14 protein-coding genes are annotated in these 14,238 nt (G+C 71.4%); 8 read left to right on the top strand and 6 right to left on the bottom strand.

Annotation, left to right across the window (positions count from 1 at the left end; all coding sequences use genetic code 11):
• The first annotated feature begins 351 nt into the window (after nt 1-351).
• Nucleotides 352-786: a protease inhibitor gene (locus ACIRC0_RS26225; RefSeq protein ID WP_403620022.1), complete on the top strand. Its 435-nt coding sequence runs from the start codon at nt 352-354 to the stop codon at nt 784-786.
• Between the two features lie 139 nt (nt 787-925).
• Here ACIRC0_RS26225 and ACIRC0_RS26220 read toward each other — a convergent pair whose 3' ends face one another.
• Entirely contained in the window at nt 926-1,114 is a 189-nt protein-coding gene (locus ACIRC0_RS26220) for a hypothetical protein (protein ID WP_403620019.1), read from the bottom strand.
• Between the two features lie 76 nt (nt 1,115-1,190).
• Nucleotides 1,191-3,428: a glycoside hydrolase family 3 N-terminal domain-containing protein gene (locus ACIRC0_RS26215; protein WP_403620017.1), complete on the bottom strand. Its 2,238-nt coding sequence runs from the start codon at nt 3,426-3,428 to the stop codon at nt 1,191-1,193.
• Nucleotides 3,429-3,709: 281 nt separating this feature from the next.
• On the opposite strand from ACIRC0_RS26215, the gene ACIRC0_RS26210 reads away from it, so the two are divergent.
• Genes ACIRC0_RS26210 through ACIRC0_RS26195 form a run of 4 tightly spaced genes read left to right on the top strand, consistent with a single transcriptional unit; the run spans nt 3,710 to nt 7,999 of the window.
• Nucleotides 3,710-5,002, top strand: coding sequence for an extracellular solute-binding protein (locus tag ACIRC0_RS26210; RefSeq protein WP_403620014.1), 1,293 nt, complete (start codon nt 3,710-3,712; stop codon nt 5,000-5,002).
• Between the two features lie 6 nt (nt 5,003-5,008).
• Nucleotides 5,009-6,007: a carbohydrate ABC transporter permease gene (locus tag ACIRC0_RS26205; protein WP_403620011.1), complete on the top strand. Its 999-nt coding sequence runs from the start codon at nt 5,009-5,011 to the stop codon at nt 6,005-6,007.
• Nucleotides 6,004-6,876 carry a carbohydrate ABC transporter permease gene (locus ACIRC0_RS26200; protein ID WP_403620007.1) on the top strand — a complete coding sequence of 291 codons (873 nt, stop codon included), beginning with the start codon at nt 6,004-6,006 and terminating at the stop codon, nt 6,874-6,876. The genes ACIRC0_RS26205 and ACIRC0_RS26200 overlap by 4 nt, the downstream gene beginning before the upstream one ends.
• A gap of 58 nt (nt 6,877-6,934) precedes the next feature.
• Nucleotides 6,935-7,999 (top strand): endo-1,4-beta-xylanase, encoded by a 1,065-nt coding sequence (locus ACIRC0_RS26195; RefSeq protein ID WP_403620004.1) that lies wholly within the window; start codon nt 6,935-6,937, stop codon nt 7,997-7,999.
• Nucleotides 8,000-8,050: 51 nt separating this feature from the next.
• Here ACIRC0_RS26195 and ACIRC0_RS26190 read toward each other — a convergent pair whose 3' ends face one another.
• Complete coding sequence (locus tag ACIRC0_RS26190) at nt 8,051-9,103, bottom strand: LacI family DNA-binding transcriptional regulator (protein WP_403620001.1); 1,053 nt, start codon at nt 9,101-9,103, stop codon at nt 8,051-8,053.
• Between the two features lie 291 nt (nt 9,104-9,394).
• Between ACIRC0_RS26190 and ACIRC0_RS26185 the strand changes: the two genes are divergently transcribed.
• Nucleotides 9,395-10,258, top strand: a complete 864-nt coding sequence (locus ACIRC0_RS26185; RefSeq protein WP_403619999.1) for a Cof-type HAD-IIB family hydrolase — start codon at nt 9,395-9,397, stop codon at nt 10,256-10,258.
• Between the two features lie 3 nt (nt 10,259-10,261).
• Here the strand turns inward: ACIRC0_RS26185 and ACIRC0_RS26180 are convergent, their stop codons facing one another.
• Nucleotides 10,262-11,266 (bottom strand): zinc-binding alcohol dehydrogenase family protein, encoded by a 1,005-nt coding sequence (locus ACIRC0_RS26180; protein WP_403620368.1) that lies wholly within the window; start codon nt 11,264-11,266, stop codon nt 10,262-10,264.
• A 285-nt stretch (nt 11,267-11,551) separates the two neighbouring features.
• On the opposite strand from ACIRC0_RS26180, the gene ACIRC0_RS26175 reads away from it, so the two are divergent.
• Nucleotides 11,552-12,241 (top strand): ribonuclease H, encoded by a 690-nt coding sequence (locus ACIRC0_RS26175; RefSeq protein WP_403619996.1) that lies wholly within the window; start codon nt 11,552-11,554, stop codon nt 12,239-12,241.
• A gap of 57 nt (nt 12,242-12,298) precedes the next feature.
• Nucleotides 12,299-12,733 carry a PPOX class F420-dependent oxidoreductase gene (locus ACIRC0_RS26170; protein ID WP_403619993.1) on the top strand — a complete coding sequence of 145 codons (435 nt, stop codon included), beginning with the start codon at nt 12,299-12,301 and terminating at the stop codon, nt 12,731-12,733.
• Nucleotides 12,734-12,828: 95 nt separating this feature from the next.
• Here the strand turns inward: ACIRC0_RS26170 and ACIRC0_RS26165 are convergent, their stop codons facing one another.
• Both ACIRC0_RS26165 and ACIRC0_RS26160 read right to left on the bottom strand, forming a co-directional pair.
• Nucleotides 12,829-13,653 carry a tyrosinase family protein gene (locus ACIRC0_RS26165; protein WP_403619991.1) on the bottom strand — a complete coding sequence of 275 codons (825 nt, stop codon included), beginning with the start codon at nt 13,651-13,653 and terminating at the stop codon, nt 12,829-12,831.
• Nucleotides 13,654-13,688: 35 nt separating this feature from the next.
• Entirely contained in the window at nt 13,689-14,063 is a 375-nt protein-coding gene (locus ACIRC0_RS26160) for a tyrosinase cofactor (protein WP_403619988.1), read from the bottom strand.
• Nucleotides 14,064-14,238 lie beyond the last annotated feature (175 nt).

Below are 14,238 nucleotides of genomic sequence, written 5' to 3'. Positions count from 1 at the left end.
GGCCTCGGCGAGCCGTGGCGGCGGCCGGCCGTTCGCCCCGACGGAAGACGGCGCTTGCTCAAGCCGATAAGCGGAATGTTTCAGGCCGATTGCCGAGGCGGGGGAATCCGGCCATCCGACCGATTCCAGTGACCCTCACCCGCTCAGTTTCGGGCCTTGAGCGTTCGATTTCTGTGACATCACGCCACTGATTCAACACTCAAAGTTACTGAAATGTGAGGGGTCGATGTGAGTTTCGTGTCAGGAGTCGGCAGACTCGCGCTCGCCGAACCGGCACCCGACCGGACGGCTCCGGCACAGGCTCCGTCGGGGCCGTGCCGGCGACCCGAACCGAGCGGAAGGATGCACACAATGCCGAACACCGCGCGCTGGGCAGCGACCCTCACCCTGACGGCCACCGCCGTCTGCGGCCCCCTCACGGGGTCCGCGCTCGCCGCCCCGACCGCTGCCCCCGCGACCCTCTACGCCCCGTCGGCGCTCGTGCTGACCATGGGCCACGGTCAGCAGGCCACCACCGCCACCCCCGAGCGCGCCGTGACCTTGAACTGCGCCCCGACCGCCTCCGGCAGTCATCCGGACGCCCCCGATGCCTGCGCGGAACTGCGCGCCGCCGGCGGCGACTTGGACGCCCTGTCGTACCAGGAGGGCGTGATGTGCACCAAGCTGTACAACCCGGTGGTCGTCACCGTGCAGGGCGTCTGGCAGGGCAAGCGCGTCGACTACCAGCGCACCTTCGCCAACGAGTGTGTGAAGAACTCCTACGGGACCGCCGTCTTCGAGTTCTGACGGACCGGGGTCGCGCGGACTGACGCGAGCATGGATCCAAGGCTCGTGACTGGGGAGTGCGAGCCCTGTCGCGACACGCCACGCGATCCCCCGCCGGGGGCCGGCCGGACAGAGTGGGGCTGCCGGCCGGCCCCCGGAATCACTCGGCCGTGACGGCCCAGCGTCCCACCTCCCGGTAGGCGGAGTCGTATACGGCCGACCCGTCCCCGGGCTTCATCTCGCAGTGCTTCAGGTTCCCGCCCCAGTACCGCAGGATCCGCCCCAGCTCCTCGGCGGCGTTCCCCTCCCAGCCGTTCTCGCCCATGTCGACCTCGAGGACGAACTTCACGCGGGGCGCCTCCCTTTTCACGGTGACGATGTGGGCCCGCGGCCATCGTTCCACCCGGGTGGCCGGGAAGGCCCGGCTATTTCACGCTCACCTCGCACCCGAACCGGCGGTCGTGCCCGACCACCCGCTTCTCGCCCGTCAGCATCAGCTCGACCGTGCGGCGGGTGTCCGTGCTGGAGGCGGCCAGATCGACGAACAGGCGCCCCGGCTCGAGGATCCTTGAGCCGTCGGGCCCCGTGTACGCCGCCGCGTCGGCCGGGACCGTGACGTGGACCACCGCGGACTCCTGCGGCCGCAGCGGCACCCGCGCGTAACCGATCAGCCGCGTCACCGGACGCGCCACCCGGGCCACGGGGGTGCGGAGGTAGATCTGCACGACCTCCGTGCCGGCCCGGTCCCCGGTGTTGCGGACCGTGAGCCGCAGCGACGTCTCGCCGTCCGTGGCCGGAGCGAGGTCGTCGACCTGCGGCGCCTCCCAGTCGAACCGCGTGTACGACAACCCGTGCCCGAAAGGGAACAGCGGCGTCGGGTCGATGGAGCTCGCCCCGCTCACGTGTCCCAGCGGCGGGGTGAGATACGTCCACGGCTGCCCACCGGGGTCCCGCGGCACGCTCACCGGCAGCCGCCCGGACGGGTTGACCCGGCCGGACAGCACCCCCGCGACGGCCCGGCCGCCCTCCTGACCGGGGAAGAACGCCTGCACCACGGCGGCCAGCCGGTCGGCCCAGCGACCCAGCGCGTAGGGCCGCCCCGCCAGCAGGACCAGGACCACCGGAGTCCCGCTCTCCAGCAGGGCGTCCAGCAACTCGCCCTGCCCCTCTGGAAGTTGCAGGTCGGGTGCGTCACAGCCCTCGCCCGAGGTGCCGCGCCCGAACAGCCCGGAGCGGTCCCCGAGCACCGCGACGCACAGATCCGCCCCGGCGGGGTCGTCGACGAGCCGGGCACCCGGGAACTCGGCCGCCAGTGCCTCCCGTACGGTCGGCACCGTCACCCCCATCGGCACGTCCGGGTGTTCCACGCCGACGTGGCGCGGGAAGGCGTAGCAGCCCATCATCCCGGCCGGATCGTCGGCGAGCGGGCCCATGACGGCGATCCGGCCGCCGTCGCCGAGCGGCAGCACACCGTCCGCGTTCGCGAGCAGCACCACCGACTCCTCGGCGACCCGCGCCGCCAACTCCCGCAGTCGCGGCGGGTCCAGGTCGAGGACCGGTGGCGGCTGCGGCTCCCAGTCCGGGTCCAGCAGCCCGAGTTCGCACTTCTGGGTCAGCACGCGCAGCACGGCCCGGTCGACCGCCCGCTCCGGCGCCTCTCCGGAGCGGACCGCCTCGAGCAGAGGGGTGCCGAAGCAGCGTACGGCGGGCAGTTCCACATCGACGCCCGCGGTCAGGGCCAGCGCGGCGGCCCCGCCCGGAGAGTCCGCCACGCGGTGGGCGGACTCGAGCAAGGTCACGCCGAAGTAGTCGGAGACGACCGTGCCCTCGAACCCCCATGCCTCCCGGAGCAGTTCGGTCAGCAGAGGGGTGTGGGCGTGGGCGGGCAGCCCGTCCAGGTCGTTGTAGGCGGGCATCACCGACCGTGCCCCGCCGTCGCGCACCGCCATCTCGAACGGCGGAAGGATCACGTCCGCGAGTTCCCGGGGGCCGATCGACACGGGCGCGTGGTTGCGGGCGCCACGCGAGGCGGAGTAGCCCGCGAAGTGCTTCAGCGTGGCGATGACCCCGGCGGACTGCAGGCCGCGTACATAGGCCGTGCCGATGGTCCCGACCAGATACGGGTCCTCGCCGATCGACTCCTCGGTACGGCCCCAGCGGGGATCGCGCACCACGTCGAGCACGGGCGCGAGCCCCTGGTGGATGCCGGCCTCGCGCAGGCCGTCGCCGATGCCGGCCGCCATCTCGGCGATGAGGGCGGGATCGAAGGACGCGCCCCACGCCAGCGGTGTCGGGAAGACGGTGGCGCGCCAGGCGGTGAAGCCGGTCAGGCACTCCTCGTGGGCCAGGGCGGGGATGCCGAAGCGGTTCGCCGCCGACACCCTGCGCTGGAGGTCCGCCAGACGAGCGGCCCCCTTGGCCGGGTCCACCGGAGCGGTGCCGAACGGGCGGGTCAACTGACCGAGTCCATGGGGGAGCAGGGCGTCGAGGTCGACGTCCTCGGACATCTCGTGCTGGAGCGGCGCCACGTCCTCGCCCTCCGTGGAGGAGCCGGGCCAGACGCTGTACAGCTGGGCGAGTCTCTCCTCCAGGGTCATCCGGGCCAGCAGATCGGCCGCGCGTACGGGGGCGGGCAGCGTCGTGTCCTGCCAGGGCTGGACCATGGAACTCCTTGATCCCAGGGGTTTCCGGAATCCGTCAGAAATTCTCGGACGGATGTGCTCGGAAGTTACGGGGCGGCCTGGAGGCTGTCAACGCCTCTGGGAGCGTTCCCGGTTGGGTGAGAATTCGCGGCGTACAGGGGGTTGCCACGTTTCGTGGGCTGTCTCTAGGGTGCGGCAGCAGTCCCATTTCCGGAGCGTTTCGGAAACTTTTCAGTCCTGGCTGTTGTGACATCTCATCGGACGGATGCGGACGTTCCGTCCCGTACCCCAAGGAGCTCATGATGGGCGACCCGGCTCTGTCCCGCCGCGGCTTCCTGGCCGCCTCCGCCGCCGGTCTCGGAATGACGGCACTGAGCGCCTGCGGAGGCGGCGGCTCGGACGGAGGGTCGTCGGGGACGACCACGATCGAGTGGTGGAACATCACCACCACGGACCCCGCGAAGGGCGTCTGGGCCTCCCTCGCCCGGCAGTTCGAGGCGCAGAACCCCAAGGTGAAGATCAAGATCGTCGCGCTGGAGAACGAGGCGTACAAGTCGAAGATGACCGCGCTGACCGCTTCCGGGAAGCTGCCGGACATCTTCCACACCTGGGGCGGCGGCGTCCTCAAGCAGCAGGTCGACGCCGGGCTCGTCGAGGACCTCACCGACAGCACCAAGTCCTGGAGCGGCTCCCTGCTGTCGGTCGCGCGGCAGCCGTACCTGCTCGACGACAAGGTCTACGGCATCCCGTTCGACATGGGAATGATCGGCTTCTGGTACAACAAGGCGCTCTTCGAGCGGGCCGGCATCAGTGCGCCCCCGACCACCTGGAGCGCCTTCCTCGACGCCGTGCGCAAGCTGAAGTCCGCCGGCATCACGCCCATCGCCCTGGCGGGCAAGGAGAAGTGGCCCGGCATGTACTACTGGGCCTACCTGGCCATGCGCACCGCCGGCATCGGCGCACTCCAGAAGGCCAGCGACAGCAAGGACTTCACCGGAGCCGGGCTCGTCGAGGCCGGGCAGCATCTGAAGGACCTGGTCCAACTCCAGCCGTTCCAGACGGGCTTCCTCGGCGCCGCCTACTCCAGCCCCAACGGCCAGGCCGCGGCCGTCGGCAACGGCAAGGCGGCCATGGAACTGATGGGCCAGTGGGCACCCCAGGTGGAGAAGAGCGAAGGCAAGGGCCTCGGCAAGGATCTCGGCTTCTTCCCCTTCCCCACGGTCGAGGGCGGCAAGGGCTCCCTCACCGAGGTGTTCGGCGGAGGCGGCGGTCATGCCGTCCGCAAGGGCGCACCGCAGGCCGCGATCGACTTCCTGAAGTTCTTCGCCTCCGCCGCCACCGACCGCACCCTGGTCACCAGGACCGGAGTCATCCCGGTCGTCACCGCGGCCGCGGACGCCCTGACCGACCCCAACCTCAAGGTGGTCAACGAGCAGTTGAAGACCGCCACCGGCTTCCAGCTCTACCTCGACCAGGCCTACGCGCCCGCCGTCGGCCAGGAGGTCAACGACAGCGTCGCCGCCCTCATCGCCGGCTCCAAGTCGCCCGAGCAGGTCACGCAGTCGATCACCAAGACCGCGAAGGAAGAGCAGTAGCCGGCGATGACCTCCACCTTCCTCCCGGACAAGCGGTCCGGCCCCGGTGTCGTCGCCCCGCCCCCGCCCGCCGCCGCGGCCCGCGGGCGGGCCAGGCGTCGCGCGCTGCACTGGCTCACCGCGGTCTCCTTCCAGCTCCCCGCCCTGGTGCTGTTCGGTGTGCTGGTCCTGTTGCCGCTGCTGTTCGCCGTGTACGCGGCGTTCTTCCGCTGGGGCGGCTTCGGCATGCCCTCGGACTACACGGGCGTCGACAACTTCACGCGGCTCTTCAAGGACCCGGTGTTCCTCGGCGACCTGTGGCGCTGCCTGGTGCTCGTCGTCCTGTCGCTCGCGCTGCAGCTGCCCTTCGCGCTCGCCATGGCCGTCCTGCTCAACCAGCGGCTGCGCGGCCGGGCTGTGTACCGGATGCTGTTCTTCGCCCCCTACGTGCTGTCCGAGGCCATCACCGGCGTGCTGTTCAGCATGCTCTTCGCCCCGGACGACGGCCTCGCCGACCACCTGCTGAGCGACATCGGCCTCGGCAGTCTCGGCGGGAAGTGGTTCTCCGACCCCTCCACCGTCATGGCGACCCTGTTCCTCGTCATGATGTGGAAGTACTTCGGCTTCCACATGATGCTCTACCTGGCCGGACTGCAGTCCATCCCGGCCGAGTTGACCGAGGCGGCGCTGATCGACGGCGCGGGGCCCTGGCAGCGGTTCCGCAGAGTGACCCTGCCACTGCTGGCCCCGACCCTGCGCATCAGCGCGTTCCTGTCGGTCATCGGCTCGATCCAGCTCTTCGACCTGGTCTGGGTGGTCACCACGGGCGGCCCCGACCACCACTCCGAGACGATGGCCGTGACCATGTTCCAGTACGGCTTCAAGCGCTACCAGGTCGGCTACGCCAGCGCCATCAGCGTGGTCATGTTCGGCATCAGCCTCGTCTTCGCCCTCGCCTACCAGCGGTTCGTCCTGCGCCGCGACCTGGAAGGAGCCACCACCACGATGCGAGGAGGCGGCGCATGACGCTCACCAGGACCGGCCGTCCCACCACCGGACGGCCGCGCAAGGGCGCCACCCGGACGCGCACCCTGCCGGTGCACGCCGTGCTGGTCGTCGTCGGCGCGGTGATGGCCGTACCCGTGCTGTACGCCTTGCTGTCCGGCTTCAAGTCCACCGACCAGCTCTCCCGCAATCCGATCGGACTGCCCGATCCCTGGGTGACGTCCAACTACACCGGCATCCTCGGCTCGGGCGGGTTCTGGCGGATGGTCGGCAGCAGCACGTTCATCGCGGTGGCCACGACCGTCCTCGTCGTCGCGGTCTCCGCGCTCGCCGCCTTCTCCTTCGCGCGGTTCGCATTCCGCGGTCGCGAGGTGCTGTTCACGCTGTTCACGGTGGGGCTGATGTTCCCCTTCGCGGTGGCGGTCCTGCCCCTGTTCCTGCTGCTGCGCTCGATGGGCCTGCTGGACAACCCGCTCGGCGTGATCCTCCCCCAGGCGGCCTTCGGACTGCCGATGACGATCGTCATCCTGCGCGGCTTCTTCCGGGAGATCCCCGGCGAACTGGAGGAGGCGGCCACCCTCGACGGCTGCGGCCCGTTCGGCTTCTTCTGGCGGGTGCTGCTGCCGATGGCGCGGCCCGCGCTCGGCACCGTCTCCGTCCTCGCCGTGGTCGGCAGCTGGAACAACTTCCTGCTGCCGCTGCTCGTCTTCAACGAGCCCAAGTGGTGGACCATCCCGGTCGGCGTCCAGCAGTTCCAGGGCCAGTACGCCTCGGACACCGCGCGCGTCTTCGCGTACCTCGTCCTGGCCATGGTCCCCGCCCTCGCCTTCTACGCGGTCGCCGAACGCCAGCTCGTCGGCGGCCTCACCACGGGCGCCACCAAGGGATGACGCACCCGTCCCGCGAACGTACGGCTCAAGCACACACCTGACTGTGAGGAGTCGCACCATGCGCACCACCACCCCGTCCCGTACCCGGCTCAGAATCGCCGGCGCCCTCGCCGCGCTCCTCGTGGGCGCCGGCCTCGCCACCGGACCGGCGGCCCAGGCGAAGGAGAAGCCGCCGACCCTGGCCGAACTCGCCCAGCGGCACGGCCGCTACTTCGGCAGCGCGACGGACAACCCCGAACTGACCGACGGCGCCTACACCGCGCTCCTCGGCAGCGAGTTCGACATGATCACCCCCGGCAACGGCATGAAGTGGTACGCCACCGAGCCCGAGCAGGGCGTCTTCGACTGGACCAAGGGCGACGAGATCGTGAACCTCGCCCGGAGGAACCACCAGCGCGTCCGCGCCCACACCCTGGTCTGGCACAGCCAGTTGCCGAACTGGCTGACCTCGCGCGACTGGACGCCCGACGAGCTGCGCGCCGTGCTGAAGAAGCACATCACCACCGAGGTACGGCACTATCGGGGCAAGGTCTACTCCTGGGACGTCGTCAACGAGGCGTTCAACGAGGACGGCACCTACCGCGAGACCATCTGGTACAAGACGCTCGGCCCCGGCTACATCGCCGACGCGCTGCGCTGGGCCCACCAGGCCGACCCGCACGCCAAGCTGTACCTCAACGACTACAACATCGAGGGCACCGGTCCCAAGAGCGACGCCTACTACCGACTCGCCCAGGACCTCGAGGCGCAGGGCGTCCCGCTCGACGGCATCGGCCTCCAGGCGCACCTCGCCCTGCAGTACGGCTATCCGTCCACGCTTCAGGACAACCTGCGCCGCTTCTCACGGCTCGGCCTCGACACGGCGCTCACCGAGGTCGACGTCCGTATGCAACTGCCCGTCACCGACGAGAAGTCGGCCCAGCAGGCGACCTGGTACCGCGACCTGACGGAGGCGTGCCTGGCGGTGCGCCGCTGCGTCGGGATCACGGTGTGGGACTACACGGACAAGTACTCGTGGATCCCGGCGTTCTTCCCCGGCGAGGGCGCCGCCCTGCCGTGGGACGAGCAACTGCGGCCCAAGCCGGCGTACTTCGCGCTGCGGGAGGCACTGGGAGGGAAGTAAGGGCGTCCCGCGTCGTGGCCCGACGGTGTCCGCACCGCCGGGCCACACGCGTCAGCCCGCCTTCTTCGGCGGCGCCGTGCTGGCCCGCACCACCAGCTCCGTGCCCAGCTCCACGCGCGGCGAGTCCGGTTGCTCGTCCCGGGCCAGTCGCAGCACCGTACGCACGGCGAGCTTGCCCATATCCGCCAGGGGCTGGCGCACGGTGGTCAGCGGCGGAGCCGACCAGCGGACTTCCGGAAGGTCGTCGAAACCCACCACGCTCATGTCCTCCGGCACCCGCAGCCCGCGCCGCCGCAGCGCCTCGATCACGCCCAGCGCCATCTGGTCGCTCGCCGCGAAGATCGCGGTCGGCGGCTCCCGCAGGTCCAGGAGGGTGTTGCAGCCGGTGAACCCGGACTCGTGGTAGAAGTCGCCGGGCACGATGAGGGACTCGTCCACGGCGATCCCGGCGCCCTCCAGCGCCGCCCGGTAGCCGTCCAGCCGGGCCCGCGAGCACAGCAGCCGGGGCGGGCCCGCGACCAGGCCGATGCGGCGGTGCCCGAGGCTCAGCAGATGCTCGGTGGCCGCCATGCCGCCCGACCAGTTGGCCGCGCCGATGGTGGGCGCGTCCAGGGCGGGGGAGCCGGCCGGGTCGACGACCACGATCGGCACGCCCAGGATGCGCAGCTCCTCGTGCAGGACCGGCTCGAGCACCGAGGTGACGAGGATGACCCCGTCGGAGGCCCGAGCCCGCAGGTTCTGCATCCACTCCCGGGCGTCGCCGGAGCGCCCGTGGATCGCCGACACCACCGTGCCCACCCCGGCGGCGTGGGCCACCTCCTCGACCCCCCGGATGATCTCCACGGCCCAGGGGCTGTCGAGGTCGTTGAAGACCAGGTCGAGCAGGGCGGCGCGGGTGCCGGCCGCCGAGGCGCGCTTGCGGTAGCCGTGCCGGCGCAGCAGGTCCTCGACCCGGGCACGGGTCCCCGGGGCCACGTCGGAGCGTCCGTTGACGACACGGGACACGGTGGGCACCGAGACCCCCGCCTGCCGGGCGATCTCCGTGATCGTGACCTTGCCGCGCTCCTCCTGTGCCTCCTCCGCGTCGGCCTCGTGCGCTGCCACTTGCCCCACCTCCGTTGCTCCGGGACGCACTCTCGAAACTTTGCAGAAGTCTTCCGGAAAAACGGCGGTCGTGTGAAGCCGTGTGAGAGGGACGTCCTGCGCGCCCGAGCCTAGTCCCGGACCGTTCGGTATCCCGGTCGAGGTCGCGTCGGGCTGCCGATCCCCAGGAGCACCCTCGCTCACCTCGAAGAAGAGCGCCGACTATCATCGGGTGCCTGACGAGGCAATGGCGCCGAGGACAGCAGACCCCCGGCCGGACCCCCTCCCTCGGCCTCCCACAGAAAGCAGGACATGTCCGCCACGCCCGCTTGCCTCCTCACCGCCTCCGAGCTGCCGAGCGACCCTGTCGACATCCGGCTCGTCGTGACCGACATGGACGGCACGCTCCTCGACGGCAGCGGACGCATCCCCGACGGGCTGTGGCCCCTCCTCGCCGAGCTGCGCCGCCGCGGGGTGCTGTTCAGCCCCGCCAGCGGCCGCCAGTACGCCACGCTCGCCCGGCAGTTCGCCGAAGCGGACGACGGCATGGTGTTCGTCGCCGAGAACGGCACGTACGTCGTCCGCGACGGCGTGGAGCTCAGCTCCGACCCCCTCGACCCCGCGGTGGCCGCCCGCGTCATCGCGACCACACGGCGGCTCGCGGCCGACGGCGTGGACGTCGGGGCGGTCCTGTGCGGAAAGAACTCCGCCTACGTCGAGCGCACGGACGACGCCTTCATGGCCGAGGCAAGCAGGTACTACGCCCTGCTGAAGCCCGTCGACGACCTCACCACCGTGGAGGACGAGTTCCTCAAGGTGGCCCTCTTCGACTTCGGACCCGTCGAGCGCACCACCGCCCCCGCCCTGGAGCCGCTCACGGCCACCCACCAGGTCGTGGTCTCGGGCGAGCACTGGGTCGACATCATGAACCGCACCGCCAACAAGGGCGCCGCCCTGCGCAGGCTCCAGCGCGACCTCGGCATCACACCGGCGCAGACGCTGGTGTTCGGCGACTACCTCAACGACCTGGAGATGCTCGACGCCGCCGAGTGGTCCTTCGCCATGAGCAACGCCCACCCGGACGTGGTCCGCCGCGCCCGCTACCTCGCGCCCCCCAACACGGAGAACGGCGTTCTGCGCACCATCGCCCGCCTGATGCACCTGCCCACCGGCTGACTCTCAGAGGTCGTTCACCAGCACGGCCGCCCCGTCGAAGCGCCCCGCCTTCAGATCGGCGAGCGCCCGCTGCGCCTCCGACAGCGGGTACGGGTGCGTGGTCGCCCGTACGCCGTACCGGGCGGCGAGGTCCAGGAACTCCCGGCCGTTCTCGCGAGTGTTCGAGGTGACGCTGCGCAACTCCTTCTCGTAGAACAGCTCGCTCTCGTACCGCAGGGCCGGGACGTCGCTCAGATGGATGCCCGCGACCGCCAGCACCCCGCCCCGGTCCAGCGCCCGCAGCGCCACCGGGACGAGATCACCGGCCGGCGCGAACAGGATCGCCCCGTCCAGCGGCTCCGGCGGCGCGTCAAAGGCACCGCCCGCCGACGCACACCCGAGCTGCAGCGCGAGCCCCCGCGAGGCCTCGTCCCGGGTCAGCACATGCACCGTGGCCCCCTGCGCCAGCGCCACCTGCGCACACAGGTGCGCGCTGCCGCCGAACCCGTACAGCCCGAGGCGACCGCCCGGCGGCAGGGACGTCCGCAGCAGCGCCCGGTAGCCGATGATGCCGGCGCACAGCAGGGGCGCCAGCGCCACATCGTCCACCGCCTCCGGCAGCCGGTAGGCGAAGGCGGCCGGCACGGTCGTGTACTGCGCGTAGCCGCCGTCGGCGTCCCAGCCGGTGTACTCGGAGGCCGGGCACAGGTTCTCGGCGCCGCGCACGCAGTACCGGCACGTGCCGTCCGTGCGGCGCAGCCACGCCACGCCCACCCGGTCGCCGCTCGCCCACCCGCTCACGCCCCCGCCGATCCCGGCCACCACGCCCACCACCTCGTGCCCGGGCGTCACCCCCGGCCGCCGCACCGGCAGGTCCCCCTCGGCCACGTGCAGATCCGTACGGCACACACCGCACGCCCGCACGTGCACCAGCAGCTCACCGGGGCCCGGCATCGGGGCCGGCCGCTCCACGAAGGCGAGAGGCTCCCGCTCGACGGGCCCCGGCCGGTCCACCACCCATGCGTGCATCACGTGCCCCGTCCCGTCCACGACTGCCTCCTTCCAGTGTCGCCACGCCGACGGTCCGGCGCGCGGCACGGCCCCGCGCTCGGGACGGCCGGAGCGTGGCACGGCCCGTGCCCCTGCCGGCGTCGCCCACCGCCCTGGCCGATCCCCATGGGACCGCGGGACTCATGGCCGGCCACCGCACCACGTACGTCCCGCACGCCGCCGCCCCGATCGGCCTGCGCCTTCCGGACAGCGCGGGTGCCCGCCCCCTGCCCGCCCCGGGACCGGGGCGGGCAGGGGCGTGGCATGATCAGGGGCATGCCTGAACGTGTTGTGGCCGCCTGTGACGGGGCTTCGAAGGGAAACCCGGGACCCGCCGGATGGGCCTGGGTCGTCGCCGACGTCGACGAGATCCCGAGCCGCTGGGAGGCCGGCCCGCTGGGCACCGCGACCAACAACGTCGCCGAACTCACCGCGCTCGAACGGCTGTTGAGCGCGGTGGACCCGGGCATCGCGCTGGAGATCCGCATGGACTCCCAGTACGCGATGAAGGCGGTCACCACCTGGCTGCCCGGGTGGAAGCGCAACGGCTGGAAGACCGCCGCCGGCAAGCCCGTCGCCAACCAGGCACTGGTCGTCCGCATCGACGAGCTGCTCGCGGGTCGCGAGGTCGAGTTCCGCTACGTGCCCGCCCACCAGGTCGGCGGCGACCGCCTCAACGACTTCGCGGACCGTGCCGCCAGCCAGGCGGCCACCGTGCAGAAACCGGCGGGCAGCGCCCACGGCTCCCCGGAGCCGCCGCCGTCGCCCGAGCCGGCCGCCGCCGCCCCGGCCCGCCGTGCCGCGCCCGCGCGGAAGCGGACCACCTCCCGCACGATCAAGGCGAAGTTCCCGGGCCGCTGCGTGTGCGGCCGCCCGTACGCGGCGGGCGAGCCCATCGCCAAGAACGCCCAGGGCTGGGGCCACCCGGAGTGCCGTACGGCCGGCGACACCTGAGACGACTTTTCCGGGCTTCCGGACGCCCTCGCGCGCGGAGCGGTACGTTCCTGAGTCATGAACGGGAACAGCCGTCTGCCGGATCAGCTGCGGGAGCTGATCGAGTCCGGCCCCATGGCGCATCTGAGCACCATCAACCCGGACGGGAGCCCTCAGGTGACCGTCATCTGGATCGGACTGGACGGCGACGACATCGTCAGCGGCCATATGGCGCGGCACGTGAAGCTGCGCAACATCGACCGGGACCCGCGGGTCGTGCTGTCCTTCGACGCCCCACGCGTGCCCGGAGCCTTCCTGAACGAGTACGCCGTACTGCGGGCGCGGGCCGCGGTGGAGCCGAGCGACGGCGCCTGGGACCTGCTCAACCGCCTCGCCAAGGTGTACATGGCCCCGGACGCCGAGTTCCCGGCGCCCAGGGGACCCGGGTTCATCGTGCGCTACACGATCGAGCGCATCGGCGGCGTCGGGCCCTGGGCGTCGTCCTCGCGCTGACAGAACCCGGAAACCCTGTCACAACCCCGTGAAAACCGGCTGTCCGTTGCCCGGGACCTAGCCGTCGGTCGGTGGCAACGTCCGGGCCCCGACCGTCAGTCGGTGTCGAACGTGTAGTACGCCCTGTGGTCAAGCAGATCGGCGGGGCGCACGTCGTTCCACGGCCTCATCGGCTCCTCCAGGTCGACGACGTCCGGCGTGCCGCCCGTGGGAAGGTAGCCGGAGCCGGGGTGGCGGCGCTGCCACTCGGCCCACAGCTTGTCGACGTAGGCGTGGTGCAGCCAGAAGACCGGGTCGTTGGGGGAGACCCCGGTGGCCATCTGACCGCCCACCCACACATGGATGCGGTTGTGCAGGTTGACGCCCCGCCATCCTTCGAGATGGTTGCGGAAGCCGTCCGACACGCTGTTCCAGGGCGCCATGTCGTAGGTGGACATCGCGAGCACCGAGTCGACCTCGGCCCGGGTCGGCAGGTCGCGTCCGCCACCGCCGAGCGAGCGCCGCAGATAGGTGCGGCCGTCCACGCGCACCGCGAGCGGCCAGTTGCCGGTGGACGCGGCGAACGGGCCGTCCGTCACCCGTCCGTCCAGGGGGCGCCCGGTGCCGCCGAGGAAGTCCGGTGCCCACAGCGAGGAGCGCGGCGAGCGGTCGGCGGTCCAGTCCCAGTACGGCAGGGCGACGGAGGAGTCGACGGACTTCAGCGCCCGCTCGAACTCGATCAGGAATCTGCGGTGCCAGGGCAGGAACGACGGCGAGCGGTGCCCCGTCCGTGCCCCTGTGTCGGTGTCGCCCATGATGAAGGCGTTGTGGGTGGTGACGAAGGCGTCGTAGCGGCCGCTGCGCTTCAGTTCCACGAGCGCGGCGACCAGCCGCCGCTTCTCGTCGGCCGTGAGGGTCGCCTGGTTCTTGCGTACGGTCATGTGCGTCAGGCTCCGAAAGCTGCTGGGGCGGGCGGTCAGGTGAGGGGGACGAGCGGGGCGCCCCGCAGTTCGACCACGGCTGCGCGCGCGGCGGCGCGCGGGCTCGGGACCGGGTCGTAGTGGCTGACCACGCTGATCCAGCTGCCGTCCGCGTTGCGCATGACGTGCAGCTCCACACCGTCGATGAACACGCCGTATCCACCACCGTGGTGGTGCCCGCCGGCCAGGGGGCGGCCCTGTATCCGGCGGCCCCGATAGACCTCGTCGAAGGCTTCCGGCGCACCGTCGCCGTTGCTGTTGCTGTGGCTGTTGCCGTGGCCCGGGGCTGCGGCCGACGGGGCGGGCAGGCCGGCGGTGGTGGCGACGGCGGCGCCTGCCGCGAGGGCACGGCGGCGGGTGATTCGGGGCATACGAATCCTCCGGTCGAGGGGGGGTTGATGCGACGCGTCCTGCCTATCCGCCAACCGGTGAGCCCTGGAAATCGACGGAAGGTGGTTGGCTGCGATCAGGACAATTGCCGCCGTGTCCTACAAAGTTGAACGAAGATGATCTTGCTGTCGCGCCTGATCGCGGGAGCGTCGGAAC

This window comes from Streptomyces sp. NPDC093984, from assembly GCF_044764595.1.
In the GTDB taxonomy this organism is placed as follows: domain Bacteria; phylum Actinomycetota; class Actinomycetes; order Streptomycetales; family Streptomycetaceae; genus Streptomyces; species Streptomyces cynarae.
The sequence above is the reverse complement of the archived record's forward strand: the minus strand, read 5'-3'. Positions and strand labels throughout refer to the sequence as shown.

Excerpts from the sequence above, each read along its gene's own strand:
- ACIRC0_RS26205 (WP_403620011.1), top strand. The coding sequence starts at position 5,009 with ATGACCTCCACCTTCCTCCCGGACAAGCGGTCCGGCCCCGGTGTCGTC.
- ACIRC0_RS26180 (WP_403620368.1), bottom strand. The coding sequence starts at position 11,266 with ATGCACGCATGGGTGGTGGACCGGCCGGGGCCCGTCGAGCGGGAGCCT.
- ACIRC0_RS26195 (WP_403620004.1), top strand. The coding sequence starts at position 6,935 with ATGCGCACCACCACCCCGTCCCGTACCCGGCTCAGAATCGCCGGCGCC.
- ACIRC0_RS26210 (WP_403620014.1), top strand. The coding sequence starts at position 3,710 with ATGGGCGACCCGGCTCTGTCCCGCCGCGGCTTCCTGGCCGCCTCCGCC.
- ACIRC0_RS26160 (WP_403619988.1), bottom strand. The coding sequence starts at position 14,063 with ATGCCCCGAATCACCCGCCGCCGTGCCCTCGCGGCAGGCGCCGCCGTC.
- ACIRC0_RS26185 (WP_403619999.1), top strand. The coding sequence starts at position 9,395 with ATGTCCGCCACGCCCGCTTGCCTCCTCACCGCCTCCGAGCTGCCGAGC.
- ACIRC0_RS26175 (WP_403619996.1), top strand. The coding sequence starts at position 11,552 with ATGATCAGGGGCATGCCTGAACGTGTTGTGGCCGCCTGTGACGGGGCT.
- ACIRC0_RS26170 (WP_403619993.1), top strand. The coding sequence starts at position 12,299 with ATGAACGGGAACAGCCGTCTGCCGGATCAGCTGCGGGAGCTGATCGAG.
- ACIRC0_RS26225 (WP_403620022.1), top strand. The coding sequence starts at position 352 with ATGCCGAACACCGCGCGCTGGGCAGCGACCCTCACCCTGACGGCCACC.
- ACIRC0_RS26200 (WP_403620007.1), top strand. The coding sequence starts at position 6,004 with ATGACGCTCACCAGGACCGGCCGTCCCACCACCGGACGGCCGCGCAAG.
- ACIRC0_RS26215 (WP_403620017.1), bottom strand. The coding sequence starts at position 3,428 with ATGGTCCAGCCCTGGCAGGACACGACGCTGCCCGCCCCCGTACGCGCG.
- ACIRC0_RS26165 (WP_403619991.1), bottom strand. The coding sequence starts at position 13,653 with ATGACCGTACGCAAGAACCAGGCGACCCTCACGGCCGACGAGAAGCGG.